The 23,895-nt window shown below is 68.7% G+C and carries 21 protein-coding genes, 1 pseudogene and 1 riboswitch; of the genes and pseudogenes, 1 reads left to right on the plus strand and 21 read right to left on the minus strand.

Translation table 11 applies throughout. From position 1 onward, the window contains the following. Window positions 1-22 precede the first annotated feature (22 nt). The 16 genes and pseudogenes from sufU to C3B71_RS08450 form a co-directional block, all read right to left on the minus strand. Window positions 23-490, minus strand: a complete 468-nt coding sequence (gene sufU / locus C3B71_RS08375) for a Fe-S cluster assembly sulfur transfer protein SufU (protein ID WP_073331697.1) — start codon at window positions 488-490, stop codon at window positions 23-25. Window positions 491-492: 2 nt separating this feature from the next. Beyond that, window positions 493-1,860 (minus strand): aminotransferase class V-fold PLP-dependent enzyme, encoded by a 1,368-nt coding sequence (locus C3B71_RS08380; protein ID WP_108967351.1) that lies wholly within the window; start codon window positions 1,858-1,860, stop codon window positions 493-495. A 58-nt stretch (window positions 1,861-1,918) separates the two neighbouring features. Next, the gene (sufC, locus tag C3B71_RS08385; RefSeq protein WP_108967354.1) at window positions 1,919-2,668 is read right to left on the minus strand and encodes a Fe-S cluster assembly ATPase SufC; all 750 of its coding nucleotides are present in this window, start codon (window positions 2,666-2,668) and stop codon (window positions 1,919-1,921) included. Window positions 2,669-2,747: 79 nt separating this feature from the next. Continuing rightward, window positions 2,748-3,982: pseudogene (gene sufD / locus C3B71_RS08390) on the minus strand (Fe-S cluster assembly protein SufD). A 60-nt stretch (window positions 3,983-4,042) separates the two neighbouring features. Next, a complete protein-coding gene (gene sufB / locus C3B71_RS08395; protein WP_108967356.1) occupies window positions 4,043-5,482 on the minus strand; it encodes a Fe-S cluster assembly protein SufB in 1,440 nt (479 codons plus the stop codon). Then, complete coding sequence (locus tag C3B71_RS08400; protein WP_108967359.1) at window positions 5,482-6,210, minus strand: helix-turn-helix transcriptional regulator; 729 nt, start codon at window positions 6,208-6,210, stop codon at window positions 5,482-5,484. The genes sufB and C3B71_RS08400 overlap by 1 nt, the downstream gene beginning before the upstream one ends. A 559-nt stretch (window positions 6,211-6,769) precedes the next feature. Beyond that, complete coding sequence (locus tag C3B71_RS08405; RefSeq protein ID WP_108967361.1) at window positions 6,770-7,690, minus strand: glycosyl hydrolase family 32; 921 nt, start codon at window positions 7,688-7,690, stop codon at window positions 6,770-6,772. Window positions 7,691-7,693: 3 nt separating this feature from the next. Then, complete coding sequence (locus C3B71_RS08410) at window positions 7,694-8,632, minus strand: carbohydrate ABC transporter permease (RefSeq protein WP_073331677.1); 939 nt, start codon at window positions 8,630-8,632, stop codon at window positions 7,694-7,696. 1 nt (window position 8,633) lies between these two features. Continuing rightward, window positions 8,634-9,560: a carbohydrate ABC transporter permease gene (locus C3B71_RS08415; RefSeq protein WP_108967363.1), complete on the minus strand. Its 927-nt coding sequence runs from the start codon at window positions 9,558-9,560 to the stop codon at window positions 8,634-8,636. A gap of 65 nt (window positions 9,561-9,625) precedes the next feature. Continuing rightward, window positions 9,626-10,927 carry an ABC transporter substrate-binding protein gene (locus tag C3B71_RS08420; RefSeq protein WP_073331671.1) on the minus strand — a complete coding sequence of 434 codons (1,302 nt, stop codon included), beginning with the start codon at window positions 10,925-10,927 and terminating at the stop codon, window positions 9,626-9,628. Window positions 10,928-11,007: 80 nt separating this feature from the next. Then, complete coding sequence (locus tag C3B71_RS08425; protein ID WP_108967365.1) at window positions 11,008-12,009, minus strand: LacI family DNA-binding transcriptional regulator; 1,002 nt, start codon at window positions 12,007-12,009, stop codon at window positions 11,008-11,010. 133 nt (window positions 12,010-12,142) lie between these two features. Next, a complete protein-coding gene (locus C3B71_RS08430) occupies window positions 12,143-13,414 on the minus strand; it encodes a MalY/PatB family protein (protein ID WP_108967367.1) in 1,272 nt (423 codons plus the stop codon). Next, a complete protein-coding gene (locus tag C3B71_RS08435) occupies window positions 13,411-14,334 on the minus strand; it encodes a DUF3737 family protein (RefSeq protein WP_108969720.1) in 924 nt (307 codons plus the stop codon). Before C3B71_RS08435 ends, C3B71_RS08430 begins: the two co-directional genes overlap by 4 nt. 53 nt (window positions 14,335-14,387) lie before the next feature. Further along, window positions 14,388-16,064: a CTP synthase gene (locus tag C3B71_RS08440; RefSeq protein ID WP_108967369.1), complete on the minus strand. Its 1,677-nt coding sequence runs from the start codon at window positions 16,062-16,064 to the stop codon at window positions 14,388-14,390. A 91-nt stretch (window positions 16,065-16,155) separates the two neighbouring features. Beyond that, window positions 16,156-17,211, minus strand: coding sequence for a GNAT family N-acetyltransferase (locus C3B71_RS08445; protein WP_108967372.1), 1,056 nt, complete (start codon window positions 17,209-17,211; stop codon window positions 16,156-16,158). A gap of 52 nt (window positions 17,212-17,263) precedes the next feature. Further along, the gene (locus tag C3B71_RS08450; protein ID WP_234415854.1) at window positions 17,264-19,525 is read right to left on the minus strand and encodes a DNA gyrase/topoisomerase IV subunit B; all 2,262 of its coding nucleotides are present in this window, start codon (window positions 19,523-19,525) and stop codon (window positions 17,264-17,266) included. A 194-nt stretch (window positions 19,526-19,719) separates the two neighbouring features. Between C3B71_RS08450 and C3B71_RS08455 the strand changes: the two genes are divergently transcribed. Beyond that, window positions 19,720-19,998 carry a DUF7455 domain-containing protein gene (locus C3B71_RS08455; protein ID WP_073331654.1) on the plus strand — a complete coding sequence of 93 codons (279 nt, stop codon included), beginning with the start codon at window positions 19,720-19,722 and terminating at the stop codon, window positions 19,996-19,998. Between the two features lie 19 nt (window positions 19,999-20,017). Here C3B71_RS08455 and thiD read toward each other — a convergent pair whose 3' ends face one another. From thiD to C3B71_RS08480, 5 genes are all read right to left on the minus strand, one after another. Continuing rightward, window positions 20,018-20,860 carry a bifunctional hydroxymethylpyrimidine kinase/phosphomethylpyrimidine kinase gene (gene thiD / locus C3B71_RS08460; protein WP_108967376.1) on the minus strand — a complete coding sequence of 281 codons (843 nt, stop codon included), beginning with the start codon at window positions 20,858-20,860 and terminating at the stop codon, window positions 20,018-20,020. Continuing rightward, window positions 20,857-21,513: a thiamine phosphate synthase gene (thiE, locus tag C3B71_RS08465; RefSeq protein WP_073331648.1), complete on the minus strand. Its 657-nt coding sequence runs from the start codon at window positions 21,511-21,513 to the stop codon at window positions 20,857-20,859. Before thiE ends, thiD begins: the two co-directional genes overlap by 4 nt. Further along, window positions 21,510-22,382: a hydroxyethylthiazole kinase gene (gene thiM / locus C3B71_RS08470; RefSeq protein WP_108967378.1), complete on the minus strand. Its 873-nt coding sequence runs from the start codon at window positions 22,380-22,382 to the stop codon at window positions 21,510-21,512. The genes thiE and thiM overlap by 4 nt, the downstream gene beginning before the upstream one ends. Further along, window positions 22,372-22,460: riboswitch (TPP riboswitch) on the minus strand. Its footprint overlaps the gene before it by 11 nt. A 156-nt stretch (window positions 22,461-22,616) precedes the next feature. After that, a complete protein-coding gene (locus tag C3B71_RS08475) occupies window positions 22,617-23,207 on the minus strand; it encodes a GNAT family N-acetyltransferase (protein WP_146750790.1) in 591 nt (196 codons plus the stop codon). Continuing rightward, the gene (locus C3B71_RS08480) at window positions 23,204-23,800 is read right to left on the minus strand and encodes a Panacea domain-containing protein (protein ID WP_146750789.1); all 597 of its coding nucleotides are present in this window, start codon (window positions 23,798-23,800) and stop codon (window positions 23,204-23,206) included. The genes C3B71_RS08475 and C3B71_RS08480 overlap by 4 nt, the downstream gene beginning before the upstream one ends. Window positions 23,801-23,895 lie beyond the last annotated feature (95 nt).

Raw genomic sequence — 23,895 nt, forward strand, 5'->3', positions numbered from 1 at the left:
GAAGCCCGCCGCACAGGCGGTTTCAGTCCGCCTTGGCGGCGTCCAGCGGGACGCCTGCCTTCAGCAACGCATCCTTGAGCGCGATCCATCCCAACAGCGCGCACTTAATGCGATTGGGGTACTTGGACACGCCCTCGAAGGCGGCGGCGTCCTCCAGCTCGTCCAGCACCGAGTCGTCCACGCCGCGGCCGCGCGAGTGCATGAGGGCATCGAAGTCGCCCTCGAGCCGCGCCACCGTGGTCAGGTCGGCGCCGTCGACGAGGTCGTGCATGATGGAGATGGAGGCCTGGGAGATGGAACAGCCGTCCCCCTCCCAACCGACGGCTTCGATGCGTCCGTCGCGCACGCGCACACCCAATGTGACCTCATCCCCGCAGGTCGGGTTGACCTGGTGGGAGGTGGAGTCCGGGGCCTCCAGCGCCCCGGAGCCGTGGCGCTCTCGCGAGTGATCGAGGATTACCTGCTGATAGAGCTGATCAAGATCGTTCATGTTCACCTCTGGAAGTATCCGCGGACGGAGGCGACGGCTTCCAGGAAGCGGTCGATCTCCGCGGGTGTGGTCACCGGGCCGAAGGATATCCGTGAAGAAGACGGCACCCCGAAGTGGGCGTGGACCGGCTGGGCGCAGTGGTGGCCGGTGCGCACCGCTACACCGGCGGCGTCCAACACCTGACCGACATCATGCGGGTGCACCCCGTCGAGCGTGAATGCGACCACGCCGACGCGGTCGTGGGCATCGGCGGGACCGAGCAGACGCAGCCCGGGCACCTCCGCCATGCCCCGCAGGGCCCGGTCGAGCAGCACCTGTTCGCGGGAGTGCAGCCGCCCCAGACCCACCTCGGCCAGGTAGTCGACGGCGGCGTGCCAGCCGGCGGCCTGGGCGAGCGGCTGACTGCCGGCCTCGAAACGCGCGGGGGCAGGCATGTAGGTGGAGGAGGCCATGGTGACGGTCTCAATCATGGACCCGCCGGTGAGCACCGGCGGCATCGCGTCCAGCAGCTCCTCGGTGGCCACCAGGGCACCGATACCGGTGGGGCCCAGCATCTTGTGGCTGGAAAGCACCATCGCATCCACTCCGGCCGCGGACAGCGCCGCGAAGTCCAGGGGCAGGTGCGGAGAGGACTGACAGGTGTCCAGCACCACCAGGGCGCCGGCGCTGCGGGCGGCCGGCAGGATGCCCTCCAGCGGGGTGACCGCGCCGGTGACGTTGGAGGCGTGAGTCAGCGCGAGCACCTTGGTGCGGTCGGTGATGACGTCGACCGTGCCCAGGTCGATGCGCCCGTCCGCGGTCAGGTCCAGCCAGCGCAGGATGGCGCCGGTGCGGGCGGCCAGCTCCTGCCAGGGCACCAGGTTGGCGTGGTGCTCGGCCACGGTCACGACGATCTCGTCGCCGGGGCGAAGGCGCAACCGGGCGGAGGGGTCGGTGGCTCCCGCGGCCGGCCCGCCGTGGCCGGCGGGCCGGGACAGGCTGGCGTGCCCGATGGCCAGGGCCACCAGGTTGATGGCCTCGGTGGCGTTCTTGGTGAACACCAGTTGGCTGCCGCGGGCGCCGACGAAGGCGGCGACGGCGTCGCGCGCGTCCTCCCACACGGCGGTCGCCTCGTCGGCCAGCTGGTAGGTGGAGCGCCCGGCGGCACCGTTGGACCGGCGGTAGAAGTCGGCCTCCGCGAGGATGACGCCGACCGGCTTCTGACTGGTGGCGGCCCAGTCGAGGTAGGCCAGCGGCTCACCGTTGCGGGCCGGACGCTCCAGGTAGGGGAAGTCGGCGCGTAGAGCGTCGACCTCGGCAGCGGTCAGCGGCGCGTCCGCGCCGGGAGCGTCACCCACCTGGCTCTGGGGCGACTGGGGCGTTTCAATCATTTGCGTTTGGTCTCCTGCGGGGGCTGGTGCTGGCGAGACGCCGGCGGATTGGGGCTGTTCAGGCGACGAAGCGGTCGTAGCCCTCTTCCTCCAGCCGGTCGGCCAGGTCCGGGCCGCCCTCCTCGGCGACGTGCCCGTCCACGAACACGTGGATGTGGCTGGGCTTGATGTAGCGCAGGATGCGCGTGTAGTGGGTGATCAGCAGGAAGCCGGCGTCGGAGGAGTCGTGCAGGCGGTTGACGCCCTCGGAGACGATGCGCAGGGCGTCGATGTCCAGGCCGGAGTCGGTCTCGTCCAGGATGGCGAAGCGGGGGCGCAGCAGTTCCATCTGCAGGATCTCGAAGCGCTTCTTCTCGCCGCCGGAGAAGCCGGCGTTGACGTCGCGCTGGGCGAAGGCGGGGTCCATGCGCAGGTTCTCCATGGCCTGGTTGACCTGCCCGATCCACTGGCGCACCTTGGGGGCCTCGCCGTCGATGGCGGTCTTGGCGGTGCGCAGGAAGTTGGAGACGGTGACGCCGGGGACCTCCACCGGGTACTGCATGGCCAGGAACAGGCCGGCGCGGGCCCGCTCATCGACGGTCATGTCCAGGAGGTTCTCGCCGTCGAGCAGCACCTCGCCGTCGGTGATCTCGTAGTCGGGGTGGCCGGCGATGGAGTAGGCCAGGGTCGACTTGCCGGAGCCGTTGGGACCCATGATGGCGTGCACTTCGCCGGAGGCGACGGTGAGGTCGACGCCCTTGAGGATGGGCTTGGGGCCGTCGTTGGTGGCGACCTGGACGTGGAGGTTCTTGATCTCGAGGGTACTCATCGCTGCTTGTCTTCTTCTTTATCCGTGAGGCTGATTGGTGGATGGTCTGCCGGGGTGGCCCGGACGGGGTGACGCGGGGCTACTCGGCCGCTGTGGCCTGTTCGCGGGCGGAGACGAGCGCGTTCAGTTCGAGCTCCTGCTCGATGGCGGCCATGAGCCGTTCCTCGACCTCGGGCACGCGGATCTCTGCGACGATCTCGTTGAAGAAGCCAAGTACCACCAGCCGGCGGGCCTCCATCTCCGGGATGCCGCGGGCGCGCAGGTAGAACAGCTGCTCGTCGTCGAAGCGGCCGGTCGCGGAGGCGTGGCCGGCGCCCACGATGTTGCCGTTCTCAATCTCCAGGTTGGGGATGGAGTCCGCCTTGGCGCCCTGGGTGAGCACCAGGTTGCGGTTGAGCTCGTAGGTGTCGGTGCCGCGAGCGCCGGCGCCGATCAGGCAGTCGCCCACCCACACCGAGTGCGCCCCCTGCCCCTGTAGGGCGCCCTTGTAGGCCACCCGCGAGTAGCAGTGCGGCTCGGTGTGGGCCACGTAGGGGCGGTGCTCCTGGTGCTGGCCGGCGTCGGTGAAGTACACGCCGTAGGCGTCGATGTGGCCGCCCTCGCCCTTGAAGCCGAGGTCGGAGCAGATACGCACGTCTCCGCCCAGGGAGACGACGACGTGCTTGAGGGTGCCCCGCCCCTCCACACGCACGCGGTGGTTGGAGGCGTGGATGGCAGCGTCCTCCCAGCCCTGGATGGTGACCAGGGTCAGTTCGGCGCCGTCGGCGACGGTCGCCTCCACCGTCTGCGTGAGTGCCGCGGTGCCGCGGTGGTCCAGAACAACCGTGGCAACGGAGTCGCCCAGGGCCGCGATGCGGATGTGCTGGGCGGCGGGGTGCTCCAGCCCCGTGTCGGTGCCCGTGGTGGTCACGCGCACGGCCCGTTCCAGCCCGGCGCCCGCCGGCAGGGTGACGACCGTGGCGTCGTGGAAGGCGGCCCAGGCGACGACGCCGGTGCGGTCCACGGGGGCGCCGACGACGCCCAGCCGCGGGTCGTCCCGGGAGACGGTCTCGACTCCGACTCCCGCCGGGGCGTCGATGTCCACGCTGAGCGGGTTTGCGGCGGTGCCGGCGGTGACGGCGTCGAGGTCGAACAGTGGTGCGAAGCGCTTGATCGGGGTGAAACGCCACTCCTCTTCGCGTCCATGCGGCGCGGGGATGTCGGCCGGGTCGAAGGAGGTGGGCCGGTCGGCGCGCGAGGAAACGTAGCGGCGCTGGCCGTGCGAATGTGCCCCTCGAGCGCTGCACGCGAGTGGTCGGTTTTCAGTTCGGGCATTGGTGCTCCTTGCCGGCGCTTTGCCGGCGGCTCGTGGTCGGGGAGGGTACGGGGACGGCGTCAGCCGACGGAGTTCTCCATCTGCAGCTCGATGAGCCGGTTGAGCTCCAGGGCGTACTCCATGGGCAGCTCGCGGGCGATCGGCTCGACGAATCCGCGCACGATCGTGGCCATGGCCTCCGTCTCGGTCAGTCCACGCTGCATCAGGTAGAACAGCTGGTCGGCACTGACCTTGGAGACGGTGGCCTCGTGCCCCATCTCGACGTCGTCGGTGCGCACATCCACATATGGGTAGGTGTCCGAGCGGGAGATCTCGTCCACCAGCAGCGCGTCACACAGGACATTGGACTTGGAGTGCCGGGCGTTCTTCTGAATCTGCACCAGACCGCGGTAGCCGGAGCGGCCGCCGCCGCGGGAGATCGACTTGGAGACGATGTGGCTGGAGGTGTGGGGCGCCATGTGGATCATCTTGGCGCCCGTGTCCTGGTGCTGGCCGGCACCGGCGAAGGCGATTGACAGCGCCTCGCCGCGGGCGTGAGGCCCCATCAGGAATACGGCCGGGTACTTCATGTTCCGCTTGGAACCGATGTTGCCGTCCACCCACTCCATGGTGGCGCCCTCGGCGCAGGTGGCGCGCTGGGTGACCAGGTTGTAGACATTGTTGGACCAGTTCTGGATGGTCGTGTAGCGCACGCGGGCGTTCTTCTTGACGATGATCTCCACGATGGCGGCGTGCAGAGAGTCGGTGGAGTAGATGGGGGCGGTGCACCCCTCCACGTAGTGCACGTAGGAGCCCTCGTCGGCGATGATCAGGGTGCGCTCGAACTGGCCCATGTTCTCAGTGTTGATGCGGAAGTAGGCCTGCAGCGGGATCTCGACCTTAACGCCCGGCGGCACGTAGATGAAGGAACCGCCCGACCAGACGGCGGTGTTAAGGGCGGCGAACTTGTTGTCGCCGGCGGGGACCACAGAGCCGAAGTACTCCTTGAACAATTCGGGGTACTGCTTCAGGGCGGAGTCGGTGTCCAGGAAGATGACGCCCTGCTGCTGAAGATCCTCACGGATCTGCTCGTAGACGACCTCGGACTCGTACTGGGCGGCGACACCGGCCACGAGCCGGTCGCGCTCCGCCTGAGGGATGCCGAGCCGGTCGTAGGTGTTGCGGATGTCCTCGGGCAGGTCCTCCCAGGAGTTGGCGGGCTTGTCCGTGGAACGGACGAAGTACTTGACCTGGTCCAGGTCGAAGTCGGACATGTCCACGCCCCAGGTGGGCATGGGCTTGCGCTGGAAAATGTCGTAGGCCTTCAGCCGCTTCTGCAGCATCCATTCGGGTTCGCCCTTGAGTGCGGAGATCTCGCGCACCACCTGCTCGTCCAGGCCACGCCGTGCGGACAGGCCGGCGGCGTCGGAGTCGTGCCAGCCGTACTCATAGGTCTCAGAGATCGAGTCGATGATCTCGTCGTCGCTACTGCGCACGCTTTCCGTCACGGGTGCTGTCATCAGTTTCCTTCCGTTACGCGGGGCCGACGGCTCCGCTGGTCTGCCGCCCGGACCGCGCGCTTGCGCAGGGTGGGCATGGCGATGGGTACATGGGTGGTGCATACGTGCTCGCCGCCCGCGAGAGTGGCCAGGCGTTGCACGGGGACGCCGAGTAGGCGGGCGAAGGTGCGGGTCTCGGCGTCGCACAGCTCATGGAAGTGCCCGGCGACGTCGCGCACCGGACAGTGGCCCTGGCACAGTTGCACCGCGAAGGTGCCGTCGCCGACGTCGCGGACGGTGGCGGCGTAGCCGTCCAGGGTCAGGGCATCCGCCAGGGCGCGCGCCCGGTCGGCGGGATCCTTGCCGGCGGCTTCCACGATCGGCATGTAGCGGCGCTCCAGATCGCGTCCGCGGGAGGCGGCGAAGGAGTCGATCGCCTTCTCCCCGCCGACCTGAGACAGGTAGGACAGGGCGCGGTTGGCCAGTTCCGAGTAGCCCTCGCCGAAGGTGGTGCGGGCGTCGGGAGTGGCGACGTAGAAGCGTGCCGGGCGGCCGCGACGGCGTTTGCCGTTGGCAGCGGGGGCGTGGGCCTCGATTTGCCCGGCCTGCTCCAGCGCGGTGATGTGGCGCCGCACGGCCGCGGGGGTCAGGCCCAGGACCTTGGCCAGTTGTGCGGCGGATACGGGGCCCTTCTCGGCGATAAGGTCAAGGACTCGGGAGCGGGTTGAGTCGTCGTCGGTCTGACTCATGGTTGACTCCTCTCCGCGGCTGGGCGATGCGGCAGCGGGGCCCCGGTTGGCTCCGCCTGTGTGCACCAGATTTTAACGAACATCTTCGTTCTCAAATTCCGGTCTCGCAAGTTTCCGCCGCGACGTCAGCAAGTGCGATGGAGCACGTTGACGCCGGGGAGCTCGCTTCCACTACTCGCCCGGACGAATGCCCGGACAAAGTATGGCCGTGAGAAACGGCGCAACTCTGCCGCAGCCGACACCGGGTGGCACTTGGAGTGCGCCGACCTGTGCTAACTTACCCGGCCGTTGACCCGCCGCCATTGAACGTTTCAGCTGAGCGTTTCAGCCTCATGCTGCGTCTGTCGGCGGCCGAGATCACCAGCCCGCGGTTGGACGCCGTGTCCACCGTCCTCCCCGTCTCAGCCGGAGCGTGAGCGCATCGACGAGCCGGCCGAGGAGGGCGTGCTCGCCGGCTGAGCGGGCAGCGACCACGTATAAACGCCGCGAGCGGCCCCGGCACCTGATTCCCCAGGTGCCGGGGCCGCTCACTGTGGCTTCGCCGAGCGCATGCCCCTGCTTATGGCCGCATACGCGCCACGCGCTCTACCTGCGTCCACGCCAGCGGGTCCGGAGCGGAGCCGACGAACTCGCCGTCGACGACATTGTTGAACCCGGTCAGCACCCACTGCCCGTCGCGTAGTCGGAACAACTGACCGGCATACAGATGCTCGGGCCGCAGATAGCGTGCCGCATCCACATCCCACGGACCCAGCGGCCCGGCCCCCTCGGCGATCCACACGCCGCCGGGGCCGGGCTCGGCCTGCATGTCATCCCCGCAGGAGAAGACCAGCAGGTGCTGTCCCTCGACCTGCCGCGACTGGCTTACCTCGAGCTGGCCAAACCTGCTCGGATCCGTCAGTGGTGGCAGTACCTCCCAGTGGTCGAGGTCGTCGGAGACGGCATGGCCGATGACGCCGGCGTGCAAGCGGTCGACGCCGCGGGCACGGGCGGTGATCAGCATGTGCCAGCGTCCTTCGTGCTGGAACACGAAGGGGTCCCGCCATGGTTCGTCGAAGGCATACCCGGGGTTCCACTTCTCATACCAGCGGCCATCGGCCTCAAGCGGCTCCGCGCAACGGCGCTCGAAGGTGATTCCATCGGCGGAGTCCGCCCACCCGATCCGTTGCACCATGCCGCGTTCCGCGCGGGAGATGCCCGTGTAGAACACGCGCATGCCGCCGTCGGGCCGCATCACGGTGCAGCCGGTCCAGATGGCCTGGTCGTCGAATGCCGGCCCATCGGAGTGCACCAGCGCGTCGGGAAGCAGCCGCCAGTCGCGGGCATCGTCGGAGACGGCATGGCCCAGCGCGGCCCGCCAGTGCCGGCGGTCGGGATCATGCAGTGCACGAGAGGCGCGCAGGAAGAACAGGTGGTACTGCTCGCCGTCGTCGGCAACCCAGTGGTCCCACAGCCAGTGGTCTGGGAGCGTGAGCGCCATCGGTCACCCCTTCACTGCTGTCCCCGCGAGCGACTGCACGAAGGACCGCTGGAAGATGACGAAGATGATCAGCACCGGCAGGGTGATCAGGGTGCCGTAGGCCATGATCTGCCCCCACACGGGGTTGAGCTGGAAGAAGTACTGCATACCCACGCTCACCGGCCGCATCGACTCCTGCTGGATCACCATCAGCGGCCACAGGTAGGAGTTCCACGCCGGCAGCATGGTGATGATCGCGACCGTGGCGAACGTAGGTCCGGACAACGGCACGATGATCTTGCGGTAGATGGTCCACCATCCCGCGCCGTCCACCCGGGCGGCCTCATCGATCTCCTTGGGGATGTCACCGAAGTGCTGCGCGAACAGGAAGATCGCCAGGGCGTTGGCGATGTAGGGCAGGATCTGCACCTGGTATGTGTTCAGCATGCCCTGCTTGAACAGGAATCCGTCGACGGCCCACTGGATGGAGGGCAGTTTGGCCACCCAGAAGACCAGCGGCACGGCGATGGTCTCGAAGGGCACCATGAGGGTCGCCAACACCAGGGAGAGCACGATGTTCTTCCCCTTCCACCGCATGCGTGAGATGGCAAAACCGATCATGGAGTTGACGATCAGCCCGAGGCCGACGATTGCGACCGTCACGATGATCGAGTTGGCGATGAAGCGACCGGCGGGGACCCGGTTGAACACGCCGGCGTAGTTGTCCAGGCTCAGGTCGCCCACCGGCAGGAAGGCCCGCAGCGAGCCGAGGTCGGAGAAGATCTGGGCGTCGGGCTTGAGCGAGGAGAAGATCATGAACAGCAGCGGGAACACGGCGACGATCGCCGCAAGGGTGAGCCCGACGTAGGTCAGGATCTTCGAGCGCCGCTTGGTGGCGGCCCGGCCGCGACGGCGCGACGTCGGCGCAGTGGCGACGTCCTTGTTGGTGTCTGCGGCGGTCATGTCAGTCGTCCTCCCGGGTCAGGCGCCGCTGAATGAGACTGATCAGCAGCACGGCGATGAAGAAGATCAGGGAGATCGCGCTCCCGTATCCCATGTCCTGCTCGCGATAGCCCTTGCGCACGGCGTGGTAGACGAGCGTGGAGGTGGCGTCCTGCGGGCCGCCGGAGGTCATCACGTCCACCTGAACGAACAGGCCCAGTGCGGCGATGGTGATGGTGACGAGAATGAACACCATCGTGGAGTGCAGTCCGGGCCAGGTCACGTAGCGGAAGCGCTGCCAGCCGTTGACGCCGTCCAGGGAGGCGGCCTCGTAGAGGGCCGGGTCGATGCCCTGCAGGCCGGACAGCCAGATGATCATGTGCAGGCCAACGGCCTGCCAAATGGACAGGACGATGATCGCGGGCATGGCGGTGCCGGGGTTGTTGAGCCAGGCGACGGCGGTCCAGCCGCCTCCCGTGATGGTGTTCAGCATCGAGTTGAACAGGCCGTCGTCCTCGTAGAAGAAGCTCCACAGGATGGAGACCACCACCATTGAGGTGACCACGGGCATGAAGATCATGGTGCGGAACGCGGTCACGCCCTTGACCTTCTGGTTGACCAGGATCGCCAGTGCCAGGGCGAGGCCCGATTGGCATGGGACGACGATCAGCGCGAAGAACGCGGTGTTCGTCAGTGAGCGCATGAAGGTGGGGTCGGCGCTGAAGGCACGCGTGAAGTTACCCAACCCGATGAACTGGGGCGGGTTCGGGGAGATCAGCCGCGCGTTGGTGAAGCTCAGCACGAAGGTGAGCACGATGGGGATGACGAGGAACAGCAGAAGCAGCAGCAGGGCGGGCGTGGACATGAGCCAGGCCGTGCGCGCCTCCTGGCGCAACGCGGCGGACCGCCCGGCGCGCCTCTTCTTCGGTTTGGTTGATGCTAAAGACATAGCAGTTCCCTTCCCGGTGGGGGCGCGAGTCGCCCCCACCGGACTTGCAGGAGGGTTACCGGTCATCAGCTGGCCTGGTAGCCGTTGTTGGACTTGATGTCGGCGTCGATGTCCTTGACCGCCTGGTCGAGGGTGGACTTCACGTCGGCTCCGGAGACGATGTCGCGGGCGGCCTTGTCGAAGATCGAGGAGATGACCTTGTAGCCGGGCGTGGCGGGACGCAGGAGGGCGTACTTGGTGCCGATCTCGTACACGGGCTCGAGCGCGCCGCCCTCCTTGTAGTACTCGGTGCTCGGCGTAGCCGAGGGCACGGAGGGGAAGTTGCCGATGGCGTTGGAGTACTCCACCAGGTACTCGTCCTGCATGAGGAACTCGATGAAGGCGTTGGCCGCGGTGGGGTTGGAGCTGGTGGCGGACACGCCCCACTGCCAGGAGCCACCGCCTACGTGCGCGCCCTCGCCGAAGTCCACCGGCGGCAGAATGAGCACCTCGTCCTCACCGAAGGTCTCCTGCGACTGGAGCACCTTCCAGCCACCGGCGTAGTACAGGGGCACCTTGCCCTGCAGGAAGTCCTGCCCGTCGGTCGCCGGGGTCTCCGAGGCGTACCCGTTCTCGAAGCAGGAGCGGAACCACTCGCCCCACTGCACCGCCGCATCGCCGTTGAGGAAACCCTCGGCGGTTTCGAAGGTCTCCCGGTCGATGAGGTCGCCGCCGAAGGACTGCAGCATCGGCGCGTAGGCGTAGGGCCACCACTCGGCGGTGTCCGCGACGGAGAAGTCGATGGCGTAGTCGTAGTCCTCTAGTTCGGACAGCTTCGCCAGCGCGTCGTCGAACTCATCCTTGGTCCAGGGCTCGTCGATGCTCGGCACCGGGACGCCGGCGGCCTCGAAGGCGGACTTGCGGCCCAGGAAGCACAGCGACGTGTCGTAGGGCCCCACCGAGTACAGGGTGTCGTTCCAGTAGCCCTTGGCGGAGTCGATGATGTTGTTCTCCAGTTCGGAGGAGATCTGGAGCGGGGCGAGGTATCCGGCCCAGGCCCAGTTGGGCATGATCGGGCCGTCCAGGTCGAGGATGTCGGGCAGGTCGCCGGCCACAGCGGCGGCCGCGATGGAGTCGTTGTAGGAGGCCTGCGGGAACGACTTGAGCTCAACGGGGGTATCGGGGTTCGCCTCGTTGAAGGCGGCGACCGCCTTCTCGACGACGGCGAGCTCCTCCTCATTCCCGCCGTTGTGGGTCCACAGGCTGATGCCGCCCGAGGCGCCGGATCCGGACCCGGAACCGCCCTGTTGGGAGGAGCAGGCGGCGAGAGTGGCGGCGATGGCAGCGGTAGCACCAAGGCCGAGGAAGGTGCGGCGAGTGGTGGACATGAGCACTCCTTCGTGTGTCACCTAAATTGTTGGGTTGACCGGGATCGGGGCGATCCCGGGGATTGTGGGCCGCCGAAGGTCTAGGCGGATGCGGGCGCGGTCGAGCCGCGGACGATCAGGTCGCATTGGCAGCGGTGGGTGGTGGCCGGTGTGGGCAGGTCGCCGGCGATCAGGTGGCGCACCAGCCAGTCGGCCATCTCGTAGTGGGGCAGGCGCATGGTGGTCAGTCGCGGCGCCAGATTGGTGGAGATCAGTTTCAGGTCGTCGAAACCGACCACGGACAGGTCATCGGGTATGGAGAGCCCGAGCGCGGCCGCGACGCGATACACGCCGGCGGCAATGCCGTCGTTGTAGCAGAAGACCGCGGTGGGGGGATCCGCGCGGTCGAGCAGTCTCCAGGCGGAGGCGTCGGCCCCTTCGGGGTCGTTGCCGCCACGGATGATGAGCGAGGGATCGGGGGTGATCCCGGCGGCGCGGAGGGTGTTCTCGTAGGCGGTGTGGCGCAGCCCGATGGCGACCGTCGAGTCGTCGTGGGTGATATGCCCGATGCGCCGGTGGCCGAGCTCGAGCAGGTGGGTAACGGCGGTGTTGGCGGCGGCCGCCTCATCCGGAACGACACCGACGACGTCGTCCCGGTCCGCGAAGCCGTTCAGTACGGCGACGTTGGCCAGCTCGGGCGGCACATGCACCTGCTGGTGGTACATGGCGGCGTGGACGATGACGTCCACGCGCCGTGAGCGCAGCTCACGCACCGCTCTGCGGGACTGCTCCGGCGCTCCGCCGGAGTCCGTCAGCAGGACCGACCAGCCCAGTTCCCGGCTGGCGGTGAGGATCGCATCGATCATGGCGACGGCGTACGGCGTCGACAGCACGTTCTCGCCGAGAACCCCCACGGTGTGGGTGCGGCGGTTGCGCATACCGCCGGCAAGTGCGTCGCGCACGTAGCCGAGGTCCTCTGCCGCGGCGCGCACGCGCGCCGCCGTCGCCTCGGAGACACGCCCCTTGGCCTTGCCGGACAGCACCAGTGAGGCGGAGGCGGTGGAGACGTTTGCGGCGTCCGCGACCTCGGCGAGGGTCGTCATCGCTCCTCCTGTCCGCTCATGAGCCTGGCTGCTGTGCCCGTCAACACGAGTGTGAGGCTCACGACGACGTTAAGTCAATCGATTAACGTCACAGCTGCGTATACGAGAGGGCCTGGGCGCGTGGCCCGAACGTTCAGCCGGCGTTCGCCGCCCAGCTGCGCGCCCCGCGCACCAGCCGTTCGAGCCCGTCCTCCACGCGGGCGCGCTGGGTGCCCAGGTTCATACGCAGGAAGCCGGCCCCGGCCGCCCCATAGGCGGTGCCGGGCGTGAGCACCAGTCCGGTGCGGGAGCGGATGTGGGCGGCCAGGGCGGCGGTCGCGTCCCCGGGTGCGCCCGCCGGCCCACCCGGCCCGGCGCCGTCGGCTCCCCCGCCATTGCGGCCGACCGCCCCGGCGCCGCACAGCAGCGCGCGCACGTCGATCCAGGACAGGTAGGTGGCCTGCGAGACCGGGGCGGCGCAGCCGGGCAGTTCACCCGCCACCACCTCGGCCACCCGCGCCTTGTTGGCGGCGACGTAGGCACGCACCTCCCCCAACCAGGCCTCCCCCTCAGCGCTGTAGGCGGCCACGACCGCGGGCACCGCAAACACGCCCGGCTCGGCGACCTCATCGGTGTTCAGGCTGCGCTCCACACGGGCCCGCAGGTGCGGCTCCGGGATGACGACCGTCGCCGAGTGGACGCCGGCGGTGTTGAAGGCCTTCGACGGCGACAGGCAGGTGATGCCCACCTCGGCGCACACCGGTGCGGCGGCGGCGAAGGGCGTATAACCCACTCCGGGCAGGGTGACGTCGCAGTGGACCTCGTCGGACACGACGGTCACGTGGTGGGTGGCGGCGAGTGCGCCGAGGCGGGCCAGTTCCTCCCGCGTCCACACTCGGCCGACGGGGTTGTGCGGGTTGCACAGGATCATCAGCGTGGTCAGCGGGTCGGCGAGCTTGGCCTCCAGATCCGCCCAGTCGATCGTCCACTCGCCGTTCTCACCCTGCAGCAGGTCACTGGTGACCAGGCGCCGGCCGTTGTTCAGGACGCTGTTGGTGAAGATGTTGTAGACGGGCTGCTGGATCAGGACCTTCTCGAACACGTTGGTCACGCTGCGCACGATCGAGGAGATCGCGGCGACTACCCCCGTGGTGGGGATCAGCCAGTCTTGCTGGAGCGGCCAGTCGTGGCGGCGTGCCCACCAGGCGGTGACGGCCTGCTCGTAGGCGTCGGTGACGACGGCGTAGCCGAGCAGGCCCTCGCGGGCCACCCGGGCGAGGGCCCGGCGCACGACGGGCGCGGTGCGCAGGTCCATGTCCGCCACCCACATGGGCAACTCGTCCGGTCCGGCCTCGTCCCATTTCAATGAGCCGGTGCCACGCCGGTCGGTGGGCTCATCCAGGTTGAAGTCGGCGGGGGCCCTCATGCGACCGCCTGGGGCGACCAGCCGGTCTCAATGCGGGTGGCCGCGGGGTCCACCCGGTCGGGATGAATGATCTGCTCGCCGATGGAGCCCGCCCGGATGACGCCGTCGGCAGGGTCGGTCAGCGAATCGAGGTGGCCGATGACCTCGGCGTCGATGCCCCGGCAGTACTCGAAGGCGAGGGTGGTGTCCAGCAGGCGACAGCCACGCAGGACGAGCCCATCGATGTAGCACAGACCCTGCAGGCTCTGGATGGTGCAGTCGACGAAGGTGACGTTGCGGGAGTTCCATCCCAGGTACTCCCCCACGATCATCGAGTTCTCCACCACCACGTTCTCGCAGTTCCAGAAGGCGTCCTTACTCAGCAGCACACTGTCGCGTACGGTCGCGTCCCGGGCGCCGTCGAAGGCGTAATTGCCCGTCAGGCGCAGCCGCTCGGCGGTGACACCGGCGGCGTCCTTGGCGAAGTAATCGCCGGTGGCGTTCACGTCCTCAAGCGTGATCTCCCGGCAGCTCCACAGGGTTTCTTCGGCATGCGGCAGGTCTACACGCCGCAGGCTGATGCCGCGGCCGCGGCGGAAGGTCTTGGGGGCGGCCACCAGCGTGCCGTCCAGACGGATGTCGTCGGTGTACCAGATGCCGGAGCGGGCGGTCTCCAGCAGGGCGCCGCCGGTGACCGACACGTCCCGGCAGTACCACAGCGGGTACTTCCACTCGAACACGGTGTCGCTGATGCGCAGGCCGCGGCTCTCCTTGAGCGGGGACTCGCCGTCGGCGAAGGTGGAGTGGGCGATGGTCAGGTCGCGCGAGGCGTACAGCGCGCGTTCACCGGTCAGGCGGCGATGGTCAACCACCGAGCCGACATGGTCGGGACAGCCGCCCGGGGCCTCCGCGGCGGTACTAGGAGATGCGGTCAACGTCATGGCATCGACTGTAGGCGGGCGGCCTCCCCGCAGCGAGGCCATGACAGTACCCCTCAGTCCCGGCGTGCCAGGGCCGCCCGGATCAGGCCCGCGAACAGCGGGTGGGCGTGAGTGGGGCGCGACTTGAACTCGGGGTGCGCCTGCGTGGCCACATAGTAGGGGTGCAGTGACCGGTCGAGTTCAACGAACTCGGTCAGCTGCCCGTCCGGGGAGGTACCCGTGACATGCAGCCCCGTCCCCTCCAGCCGGTCGCGGTAGGCGTCGTTGACCTCGAAACGGTGGCGGTGCCGCTCGGACACCTCGGTGGCACCGTAGGCCTCCGCGACCAGTGAGCCCGGCGTGAGCAGGGCCGGGTAGGCGCCCAGGCGCATCGTCCCGCCGAGGTCTCCCCCGCCGGTGACGAAGCGGCGTTGCGAGTCCAGGGTCGTGACCACCGGGTCGGGCGTGTCGGGCTCCATCTCGGTGGAGGAGGCGCCGCTCAGGCCCAGCAAGTTGCGGGCCGCCTCGATCACCATGCATTGCAGGCCCAGACACAGCCCGAGGGTGGGCACGCGGTGCTCGCGCGCCCAGCGCAGGGCACCCACCTTGCCCTCAATGCCGCGGATCCCGAAGCCGCCGGGGACGACTACGGCGTCGACGCCTGCCAGCGCCCGCTGCGCTCCGGCTGGCGTCTCGCAGGTGTCGGAGGCGATCCAGCGGATGTCCACGGCGGCGTCGCAGGCGAAGCCGCCGTGGCGGATCGCCTCGGTGACGGACAGGTAGGCGTCGTGCAGCTCGATGTACTTGCCGACCAACGCCACCTCGAGGCGGTGCTTCGGGGCGTGTACGCGCTCCAGCAGGGCGTTCCACTCGGTCCAGTCCACATCCCGGAAGGCCAGGTTCAGGCGTTGCACCAGGTAGGCGTCCAAACCCTCCCGGTGCAGGGCGGGCGGCACCTCGTAGATGCTGTCCACGTCCCGGCACTCGACGACGGCGCCCGGCTCCACGTCGCACATGCGCGAGACCTTGTCCTTGGTGCCATCCGGCAGCGGCCGGTCGGTGCGCAGTACGAGGGCGTCGGGCTGAATACCGATGCTGCGCAGCGTGGCCACCGAGTGCTGGGTGGGCTTGGTCTTCAGCTCACCGGCGGCGGGCAGGAAGGGAATCAGGGAGACGTGGACGAAGGCGACGTTCTCCCGCCCCAGGTCGGCGCGCACCTGCCGGGCGGCCTCCAGGAAGGGCTGGGACTCGATGTCGCCCACGGTTCCACCGATCTCGGTGATGATCACGTCGGGAGTGGCACCGCTGTCATCCGGTTCCGCCTGGGCGCGCATCACCCGTTTGATCTCGTCGGTGATGTGCGGGATCACCTGGACCGTGTCGCCCAGGTACTCGCCGCGACGCTCCTTGGCGATCACGGTGGAGTAGACCTGGCCGGTGGTGGCGTTGGCGGCCCCGGACAGGTTCACATCGAGGAAGCGCTCGTAGTGGCCGATGTCCAGGTCCGTCTCGGCACCGTCTTCGGTGACGAACACCTCCCCGTGCTGGAAGGGGTTCATTGTGCCCGGGTCGACGTTGATGTAGGGGTCCAGCTTCTGCATGGCCACACTGATGCCACGGGAGCGCAGTAGGCGGCCCAGGCTGGAGGCGGTCAATCCCTTGCCGAGGGAGGACACGACACCGCCGGTGACGAAGATGTGATGAGGGACGGCGGGGGTCTTCCCGCCCGGACGTGCAGGTGCGTTACTCACGGGCCTTCAACGTAGCACCGGGACGAAACGCGCCCGACGCATACGCCCACCGGCGGCCCGCCCCGGCCGGTTGGGCCGCGGGCACCGGCGGCTACACGTCCAGGCCGTACAGGATCGTGCCGCGCGTGGCGGTGTACCCCAGGTCGAGGAACAGGTCGACGGCGCCGCTCGGGTCGTCTGACTCGAAGCCGGCCGCCGCATACTCCATGCCGTCGGCGGCGTAGGCGCGCATGACCGCCGTCAGTAGTGCCGGGCCGGCGTCGCGGGAACGGTAATCGGCAAGCACCCCGATGACGTCGGTGTAGCCCTCCCGCCAGCCGAGTGCCTCCCAGTCCTGCTCGTAGCGGCTGGAGAGCGCATAGCCGGCGACCCGGGCACGGTCTCCCGACCGGTCCAGTGCCACGAAGCTCCACTGGGGTGCGAAGTAGGCGCGCCCGGCCCGCCACTCCTCCGGGCTCATGCTGCCGCCGCCGGAGTCGGCGAAGGCCTGGTTGTGGGCGCGGCGCACGGCGTCGTCGAGTTCCTCCGACCAGGGCTCGATGGTGAGGAAGCCATCCAGGTCCACCTCCGGGATGGGCTCGGAGAGCGGGCGGCGCACCTCCCGATACCAGCGGCGCGGTTCGAAGCGCAGCTCGGCCAGGTGCTCCTTCATGCGTTCGTCATCCTCCAGCACGGTGGTGACGATATGGGCGGGCACTGCGACCGTTGAGGAGCCGGTCGGCTCCCCAGCGCGCTCGGCGCCAATAAGGTGCCGGGCCCGTTCGGTCTGCCAATGCAACAGCGCCACCCCGATGCCGCGCTTGCGCCACTGCGGGTCGACCGTCCCGGTCATGGAGGCGTAGATCTCTCCGGCCGGCCGCAGTCGCACCAGTCCGAAGGCACGCATGACACCGTTCTCGTCACGGCCGGCCACCCCCGAGTAGGTGGGGTCCACGAAGTACTCGGCGGTCTCCTGGGCACTGGTGCGGTATGGGGGGTTGTCCGCCGCCTCGGAACGGGCGATGAGCTCGGCCAACTCGGTATTGTCGCGCGGCCCCAGCGGCGCCCAAGTGAGCATGCGGGGCAGCGCGGAACGAGGTCCGGGACGGAGCATCGACCAGGGACCGCCCGGGCCGGTGCGGCGCGTAGAGCCGTAAACAGGTGTCATGTGCGTCTCCTTCGACGGGACCGGGCCGACATTAAGGGTACGGGCAAATGGCTCAGGCGTCGATGCGTTCGCGGTCGACCTCGGCGGCGCCCTCGATGATGAAGTCGCGCCGCGGCTCCACGCTGGAACCCATGAGCAGCTCGAACACGTTCTCCGCCTCAAGCAGCTCGGCCTCATCGCCCAGGGTGATGCGCCGCAGGGTGCGGTGCTCGGGCTCCATGGTGGTCTCGGCCAGCTGGTGGGCGTCCATCTCCCCCAGGCCCTTGTAGCGCTGCGGCTCCTTGAAGCTACGACCCTGCTTCTCCAGCTTGCGCAGGGTGGTGACCAGCTCCTCGTCGGAGTAGGTGTAGATGACCTCGCGCTTGCGCCGGCCCTGAGCGGAAACCTCGATGCGGTGCAGCGGGGGGACGGCGGCGAAGACCCGGCCGGCCTCGATCATGGGGCGCATGTAGCGGAAGAAGAGGGTGAGCAGCAGGGTGCGGATGTGGGCGCCGTCGACGTCGGCGTCGGTCATGAGGATGACCTTGCCGTAGCGGGCGGCGTCCAGGTCGAAGGTGCGCCCGGAGCCGGCCCCGACCACCTGGATGATGGCGGAACACTCGGCGTTGCGCAGCATGTCCGCCTGGGAGGCCTTCTGGACGTTGAGGATCTTGCCGCGGATGGGCAGCAGCGCCTGGAACTCGCTGTTGCGGGCGTTCTTGGCGGTGCCCAGGGCGGAGTCCCCCTCAACGATGAACAGCTCGGAGGAGGCGACGTCGTCGGAGCGGCAGTCCGCCAGCTTGGCGGGCAGGGTGGAGGTCTCCAGAGCCGTCTTGCGGCGGGTGATCTCCTTGTGCATGCGGGCGGACACGCGGGCGCGCATCTCCCCGACGATCTTCTCCTGCAGGGCGCGCGACTGCGTCTTCAGGTCCCGCTTGGAGGAGGTCAGCAGGGCGGTGAGTTCCTTCTCCACCACCTTGGCGACGATCTGCCGCACGGGAGCGGTGCCGAGCACCTCCTTGGTCTGCCCCTCGAACTGGGGTTCGGGTACACGCACGGTGATGACGGCGGTGAGCCCGGCGAGGATGTCGTCCTTCTCGATACGCCCGTCGCGACTGGTGACCTTCAGGGCGCGGGAGTTGGCGTCGATCTGCTTGCGCAGCACCTTGGTGACGGCCTGCTCGAAGCCGGTCAGGTGGGTGCCGCCCATGGGGGTGGCGATGATGTTGACGAAGGAGCGCTCGGTGGTGTCGTAGCCGATGCCCCAGCGCAGGGCCACGTCGACGGTGCAGGTGCGTTCGACCTCGGTGGGCCGCAGGTGGCCGGTGCGCTTGTCGAGCTGCTGCACGGTCTCGGTGTAGGTGCCCTCGCCGGTCAGGCGGAAGGTGTCGGTTACGGATCCGTCGGTGGCCAGGAAGTCGACGAAGTCGGCGGTGCCGCCCTCGGCGTGGAAGACCTCTGCCCCCTCATCCTCGGCGCCGGCGGTGAACAGGTCATTGGCGCCGCGCGCGGACCTGGCCGACTTGCCTGTTTTATCCGCCCTTGTCGCCCGGCCGGGGCTCGTCCCACCCTTGACGCTCAAGGCCGGGTCGTCGGCGGCACCACTGGCGGTGGCGGCGATCGCCTCCGGGTCGCGCTCGTCGGTGAGGGTGAGGGTGAGCCCGGGCACCAGGAAGCTGGTCTGCCGCAGTCGGGCCCGCAGAGCGGTGACGTCGTACTGCGCGGGAGCGGGGAAGATCTCGGGGTCGGCCCAGTAGCGCACCCGGGTGCCGGTGACGCCGCGGCGCACCTTGCCGATCACGCGCAACTGGGAGGCCTCGGTGTATTCCGCGAAGGGAGCGTCCGGGGTGGGGCCCGCGGCGGTGTCGGTGAAGACACCGGGCACGCCCCGTCTGAAGCTCATGGCGTAGGTCTTGCCGCCGCGGTCCACCTCCACGTCCATGCGGGCGGACAGGGCGTTGACCACGCTGGCGCCCACCCCGTGCAGGCCACCCGCGGAGCCGTAGGAGCCGCCGCCGAACTTTCCGCCGGCGTGCAACTTGGTGTAGACCAACTCGACACCGGTCAGCCCGGAGGAGGGCTCGACGTCCACGGGCACGCCCCGCCCGGTGTCACGCACCTCGATGGAGCCGTCGGCATGCACGACGACGGCGATGCGGTCCCCGTAGCCCTCCAGGGCCTCGTCCACGCCGTTGTCGATGATCTCCCAAACGCAGTGCATCAGGCCCCGCTGATCGGTGGAGCCGATGTACATGCCAGGGCGCTTGCGCACCGCCTCGAGCCCCTCAAGAACTGAGAGGTGGCGGGCTGAGTAGGACTGGGAAGAATCTGGCACGGGCCGAATTTAGCCGATTGTTGGGGCGGGTCAGGCATCCCGCGCCGTCGCCGGAGGTGTGGTCTTCGCCCGTAGCCGGAGGATCGGGGCCGCCGCTGATTCCCGCCGTTCGCCGTGGGCGCAGGCGGTGCGCCCGGGGCGGAAAACCGCCCGACGGCGTTGGCGTGGGCTCCCGGTGGTGGTGGAATCGAGCCATGAGCACGACAACTCCAATCTCCCCCACGGTCGCCGATCCGACGACCGCGCCCGAACAGGCCACCGGCCCCACCGCGGCGACCGAGACGCGTCCGCTCACCACGGCCGATCGTTGCGACGTCTGCGGCGCACAGGCTTACCTGCGCGTGGTCCTCGCCTCCGGCGAGCTGCTGTTCTGCGCCCACCACGGCCACGCCCACCGGGACGCCCTGGAGCGCCAGGCCCTGTTCATCCAGGACGAGTCCGACCGCCTGACCCGCTCCGACGAGGTCGACTAACCGATTGGCGACGACCGGCTCACCCGCCGGCCTGCCTCAGCCTGCTGCCTACGCCCTCTGGCCGACTCGGCCAGAGGGCGTAGTAGTGGTGCACGGGGCCGTGCCCGTGGCCGACGCCGAGCGCGTCGGCGTGCGTGAGGGCTCCGGTCAGGTAGCCCTTGGCATCCCTTACCGCCGTTATCCAGCTCTCCCGCTGCGGGCGCAGCGCCGCAATCGCCGCGGAGAGCGTGCAGCCCGTGCCGTGCGTGTTGCGGGTGTCCACGTGGCGGCCGGGCAGCAGCAGCGTGCCGTCCGCATCCGCATACACGTCGGTGGCGTCCGCGCCGAGGTGCCCGCCCTTCAGCAGCACCCGGCGGGCACCGGCGTCCAATAGGAGCTCCGCCTGGCGGCGCATCGCATCGGTGCTCGCGGCCGGTGAACGGTCCAGCAGGGCGGCGGCCTCGTCCAGGTTCGGGGTGATCAGGTCCGCACGCGCGCACAGGCGCCTGACGGCGCCGATGGCCTCGGCATCGAGCAGCCGGTCCCCGGAGGTGGCCACCATCACCGGGTCCAGGACGGTGTTGGCCAGGTCGGGCAGGTACTCTCCCACCGCCTCGGCCAGTTCGGCGGTGGCGAGCATGCCGACCTTGGTGGCGTCGGGGGTGATGTCCGCCAGCAGGGCGTCCAGCTGCAGGCGCACGAAGTCCACGGGCACGGCCCGCACTCCGGCGACTCCGCGCGTGGACTGGGCGGTCAGTGCCGTGACCACGCTCATGCCGTAGGTGCCGAGCGCCCCCATGGTCTTCAGGTCCGCCTGGACGCCGGCGCCCCCGGAGGGGTCGGAGCCGGCGATGGTCAGTGCCTTGGGGATCGGTGTGTTCATCGCGCGGCCTCCCAGGCCCGGCGCAGCCGCCGGGCGGCGGCGCGCGGATCGTCCGCCAGGCAGATCGCGGAGACGACGGCGGCCCCGGCCAGTCCCCCGGCGCGCAGAGCGGGCAGGTCGGCGGGCGTAATGCCGCCGATGGCCACGCATGGCAGCGCAATGTCGGCCGCCAGGCGGCTGACGCCGTCGGTGCCGATGCCTGTGGGCGCGTCGGCCTTGGTGGCGGTGGCACGTACCGCGCCGACGCCCACGTGGTCGCAGGCGCCCTCCGCTGCCGCCGCGGAAAGTGCCTCCGGGTTGGCCGCGGACAGGCCCAGGTAGGCGTCGTCGCCGATGAGCTCGCGCACCACGGTGGCGGGCAGGTCGCGCTGGCCCACGTGCACGCCCGCCACCGGCGCCCCCAGGCGGCGGGCGGCCAGGTACACGTCGACCCGGTCGTTTACGAGTACCGGGACCAGCTCACCGACGGCGTTGGCGACGTCGCAGACCTGGGCGAGGAAATCGGCGCCGTCTGCGTCTTTGGCACGCACCTGCACGCAGGTGGCGCCGCCGGCCACGGCGGCCCTGACCGTGTCGGTGACGGTGCGGCCGCGCGCGCGGCACTGGGCGGCGTCGGTGACCAGGTAGACCCGCAGGTCGGGGGCGGGCCTCATGAGATCGGAATCCTGGCGACGTCGTCGGCGTCCAGGGCGTACAGGGCGTCGAGGAATGCGGGCGGGAAGGAGCCTGGGCCCGCGGCCGTTGCCGCGGCGATCTCGGCGGCGGCACTGTAGGCGGCGTGACAGGCGACGGTCGCCGCGAAGGCGTCGGTCCCGATGGCGGTCCCGGCGGCTAGGAAGCCCGCCGCCAGCGCGCCCAGGGCGCAGCCGCCGCCGGTGACGCGGGTCAGCAGTACGGAGCCGCCGCCCACCCGGCTCACGCGTGCACCGTCGACGACGGCATCCACGGGCCCGGATATCGCCACCACGGCGCCGGTGCGCGCCGCGAGCGACCGGGCGGCGTCCAGGGCGGTCTCCACGGCGGCGGTTGTCTCCACCCCGCGGCCGCCCGCACCGGCGCCGGCCAGGGCGATGATCTCCGAGGCGTTGCCGCGGATGACCGTGGGGCGTTCCTCCAGGAGCCGTTGGGCCAGGGCGGTGCGGTGCACCAGGGTGCCGACGGCGACCGGGTCGAGCACCCAGGGCACGCCCGCCATCCGCGCGGCGGTGGCGGCCTCCACGGCGGCGGCACGCTGCTCGGGCTGGGGTGTGCCCAGGTTGATCAGCAGGGCGGAGGCGGCGGAGGCGAAGGGCCCGGCCTCCCCGGTGACGTCGACCATGGCGGGGGCGGCCCCGGCGGCCAGCAGCACATTGGCGGTGAAGTTCGTGACCACCGCATTGGTGATGCAGGCGACCAGGGGGCCCTCGGCGCGCAGGGACTCCAGCACGGCCGCGGGTCCCGGAGACGGCGCCGCGGCCGCCGGCCCCGTCGACTGTGGCGGGGGCTCGTTCGGTTGGGTGTTGACGGACACGTGCTGCGCCATGCGACATCCCTTCGTCAGCATTATCTGAACAGGTTCAACGGGTTTGTTCTCAGCCTTGCGGCACCCCGTGTCGTGGGCACAACGATAGCAAACGACACGCCGCTCACGCACGTCATGCGATCCTTGGCCAACATTGAGCGGTCCTAGTCAGATTATGAAGCACCCCAGGGGCTAGCTCTCGTTCCCCTCCGCAGACTAAGCGCTCAGCTTTCTCATCAGTAGAAGGGCCGAAACTCACGCAAGAGCTTCTTCGAGCTCCTTTCGGATCACCCACGTAGGTCGGTACATCTGCGCACCACCATTTACACGGCTGGATCGAACGAAGCCGTAGCGGTCCTGGTAGTAAGACACCAACTTGTCGTCCCGTACATCCAGCACGAGGAACTTGCTCCCCGCAATATCAGCCGCCTCCACGTGCTTGGCGTACGCACAGAGCATCAGAACTTCACCCAAACCCCTGCCCTGATGACCCCGATCAAGGGCGAACTTACCAAGCAACTGAGCCGGGAAGGGATTGTTCAGGTTATACACCCACTCCCTGTTGGAACCTACGAACGCCTTATCCGTCTTGGCCACGTTACTCGGGATGATCTGGTGGGCGCTGAGCGTGAAGAAGCCCCATACATCGGTATCATCACTAGCCGGAGAGAGCACCCACACCGCGCACATGTCTTCACGCTGCCATTTCAACGCAGTGTCACTTAACCACCGGTCCATCTTGTCGTCGCGCCCGCAACTGAAGAAATCGACGTAATGATTGTCGTCCATCTTCCGAAGGCTCAGCCCCTTACTGGAAAGAAAGCCAGTCAAGCGGTTGTGATTCATGACGCAAAGCGGAAGGCACGTACCGCATCAACGAAGGGGCGATGCACCTCTGCTCGGGATTCAATAGCAGCCAGTTCTGTTGCCGAGGCGGGTAAGACCATCGCGGGAGGCAGCCCGTCAAGCGTCTCGTCCGACTTCGGCGTGCGACCGAGAAAGTAAGCAATCATGTCCGCACGCGTCAGATCGCCGCGCTTCGTACCTGTAGGCCGCGCCTTCCAGGCATCATCCCAAACAGACTCCTCGTGCGTGAGTTCGACGAGATCCCGACTCGTTTTGCCACCATACGCCGACCAGACGGCGTCCAGAACGGCCGTCTTGTACGCGTCCAGCTCGTCCCGGTCGTCCTCACGCTCCTTGCGCTGGTCCTCGATCATGGAGAGGTCAGCATGCGCCTTTCCGGCATGGGCACTGAGCAGCTCGCCAACTACCGGCCCCTTAGGCATGGCGTAGAAGGTCTCGCCGAACAGTGGCTCGCCTGTCAGATGTGCGTACCAACCGAAGGCGTAGAAACAGAGCTTCTGCAGCTTCACAGTCTCAATCGAGCCTCCACTGCGCTCAATCAACTCTGTTGCGACGTCGAAGACCGTGGTCATGGTGTTCACCTCCCGAAGCCAGATGCGGTTGATACTACCAAGCGGCAAGACTCCAATCACGTGGGCTCAGTCTCACCCCGCTGCCCAAATCACGA

Source organism: Actinomyces sp. Z16 (genome assembly GCF_003111765.1).
Taxonomy (GTDB): Bacteria; Actinomycetota; Actinomycetes; order Actinomycetales; family Actinomycetaceae; genus Actinomyces; species Actinomyces glycerinitolerans.

Excerpts from the sequence above, each read along its gene's own strand:
- sufU (WP_073331697.1), bottom strand. The coding sequence starts at position 490 with ATGAACGATCTTGATCAGCTCTATCAGCAGGTAATCCTCGATCACTCG.
- C3B71_RS08380 (WP_108967351.1), bottom strand. The coding sequence starts at position 1,860 with ATGATTGAAACGCCCCAGTCGCCCCAGAGCCAGGTGGGTGACGCTCCC.
- sufC (WP_108967354.1), bottom strand. The coding sequence starts at position 2,668 with ATGAGTACCCTCGAGATCAAGAACCTCCACGTCCAGGTCGCCACCAAC.
- sufB (WP_108967356.1), bottom strand. The coding sequence starts at position 5,482 with ATGACAGCACCCGTGACGGAAAGCGTGCGCAGTAGCGACGACGAGATC.
- C3B71_RS08400 (WP_108967359.1), bottom strand. The coding sequence starts at position 6,210 with ATGAGTCAGACCGACGACGACTCAACCCGCTCCCGAGTCCTTGACCTT.
- C3B71_RS08405 (WP_108967361.1), bottom strand. The coding sequence starts at position 7,690 with ATGGCGCTCACGCTCCCAGACCACTGGCTGTGGGACCACTGGGTTGCC.
- C3B71_RS08410 (WP_073331677.1), bottom strand. The coding sequence starts at position 8,632 with ATGACCGCCGCAGACACCAACAAGGACGTCGCCACTGCGCCGACGTCG.
- C3B71_RS08415 (WP_108967363.1), bottom strand. The coding sequence starts at position 9,560 with ATGTCTTTAGCATCAACCAAACCGAAGAAGAGGCGCGCCGGGCGGTCC.
- C3B71_RS08420 (WP_073331671.1), bottom strand. The coding sequence starts at position 10,927 with ATGTCCACCACTCGCCGCACCTTCCTCGGCCTTGGTGCTACCGCTGCC.
- C3B71_RS08425 (WP_108967365.1), bottom strand. The coding sequence starts at position 12,009 with ATGACGACCCTCGCCGAGGTCGCGGACGCCGCAAACGTCTCCACCGCC.
- C3B71_RS08430 (WP_108967367.1), bottom strand. The coding sequence starts at position 13,414 with ATGAGGGCCCCCGCCGACTTCAACCTGGATGAGCCCACCGACCGGCGT.
- C3B71_RS08435 (WP_108969720.1), bottom strand. The coding sequence starts at position 14,334 with ATGACGTTGACCGCATCTCCTAGTACCGCCGCGGAGGCCCCGGGCGGC.
- C3B71_RS08445 (WP_108967372.1), bottom strand. The coding sequence starts at position 17,211 with ATGACACCTGTTTACGGCTCTACGCGCCGCACCGGCCCGGGCGGTCCC.
- C3B71_RS08455 (WP_073331654.1), top strand. The coding sequence starts at position 19,720 with ATGAGCACGACAACTCCAATCTCCCCCACGGTCGCCGATCCGACGACC.
- thiD (WP_108967376.1), bottom strand. The coding sequence starts at position 20,860 with ATGAACACACCGATCCCCAAGGCACTGACCATCGCCGGCTCCGACCCC.
- thiE (WP_073331648.1), bottom strand. The coding sequence starts at position 21,513 with ATGAGGCCCGCCCCCGACCTGCGGGTCTACCTGGTCACCGACGCCGCC.
- thiM (WP_108967378.1), bottom strand. The coding sequence starts at position 22,382 with ATGGCGCAGCACGTGTCCGTCAACACCCAACCGAACGAGCCCCCGCCA.
- C3B71_RS08475 (WP_146750790.1), bottom strand. The coding sequence starts at position 23,207 with ATGAATCACAACCGCTTGACTGGCTTTCTTTCCAGTAAGGGGCTGAGC.
- C3B71_RS08480 (WP_146750789.1), bottom strand. The coding sequence starts at position 23,800 with ATGACCACGGTCTTCGACGTCGCAACAGAGTTGATTGAGCGCAGTGGA.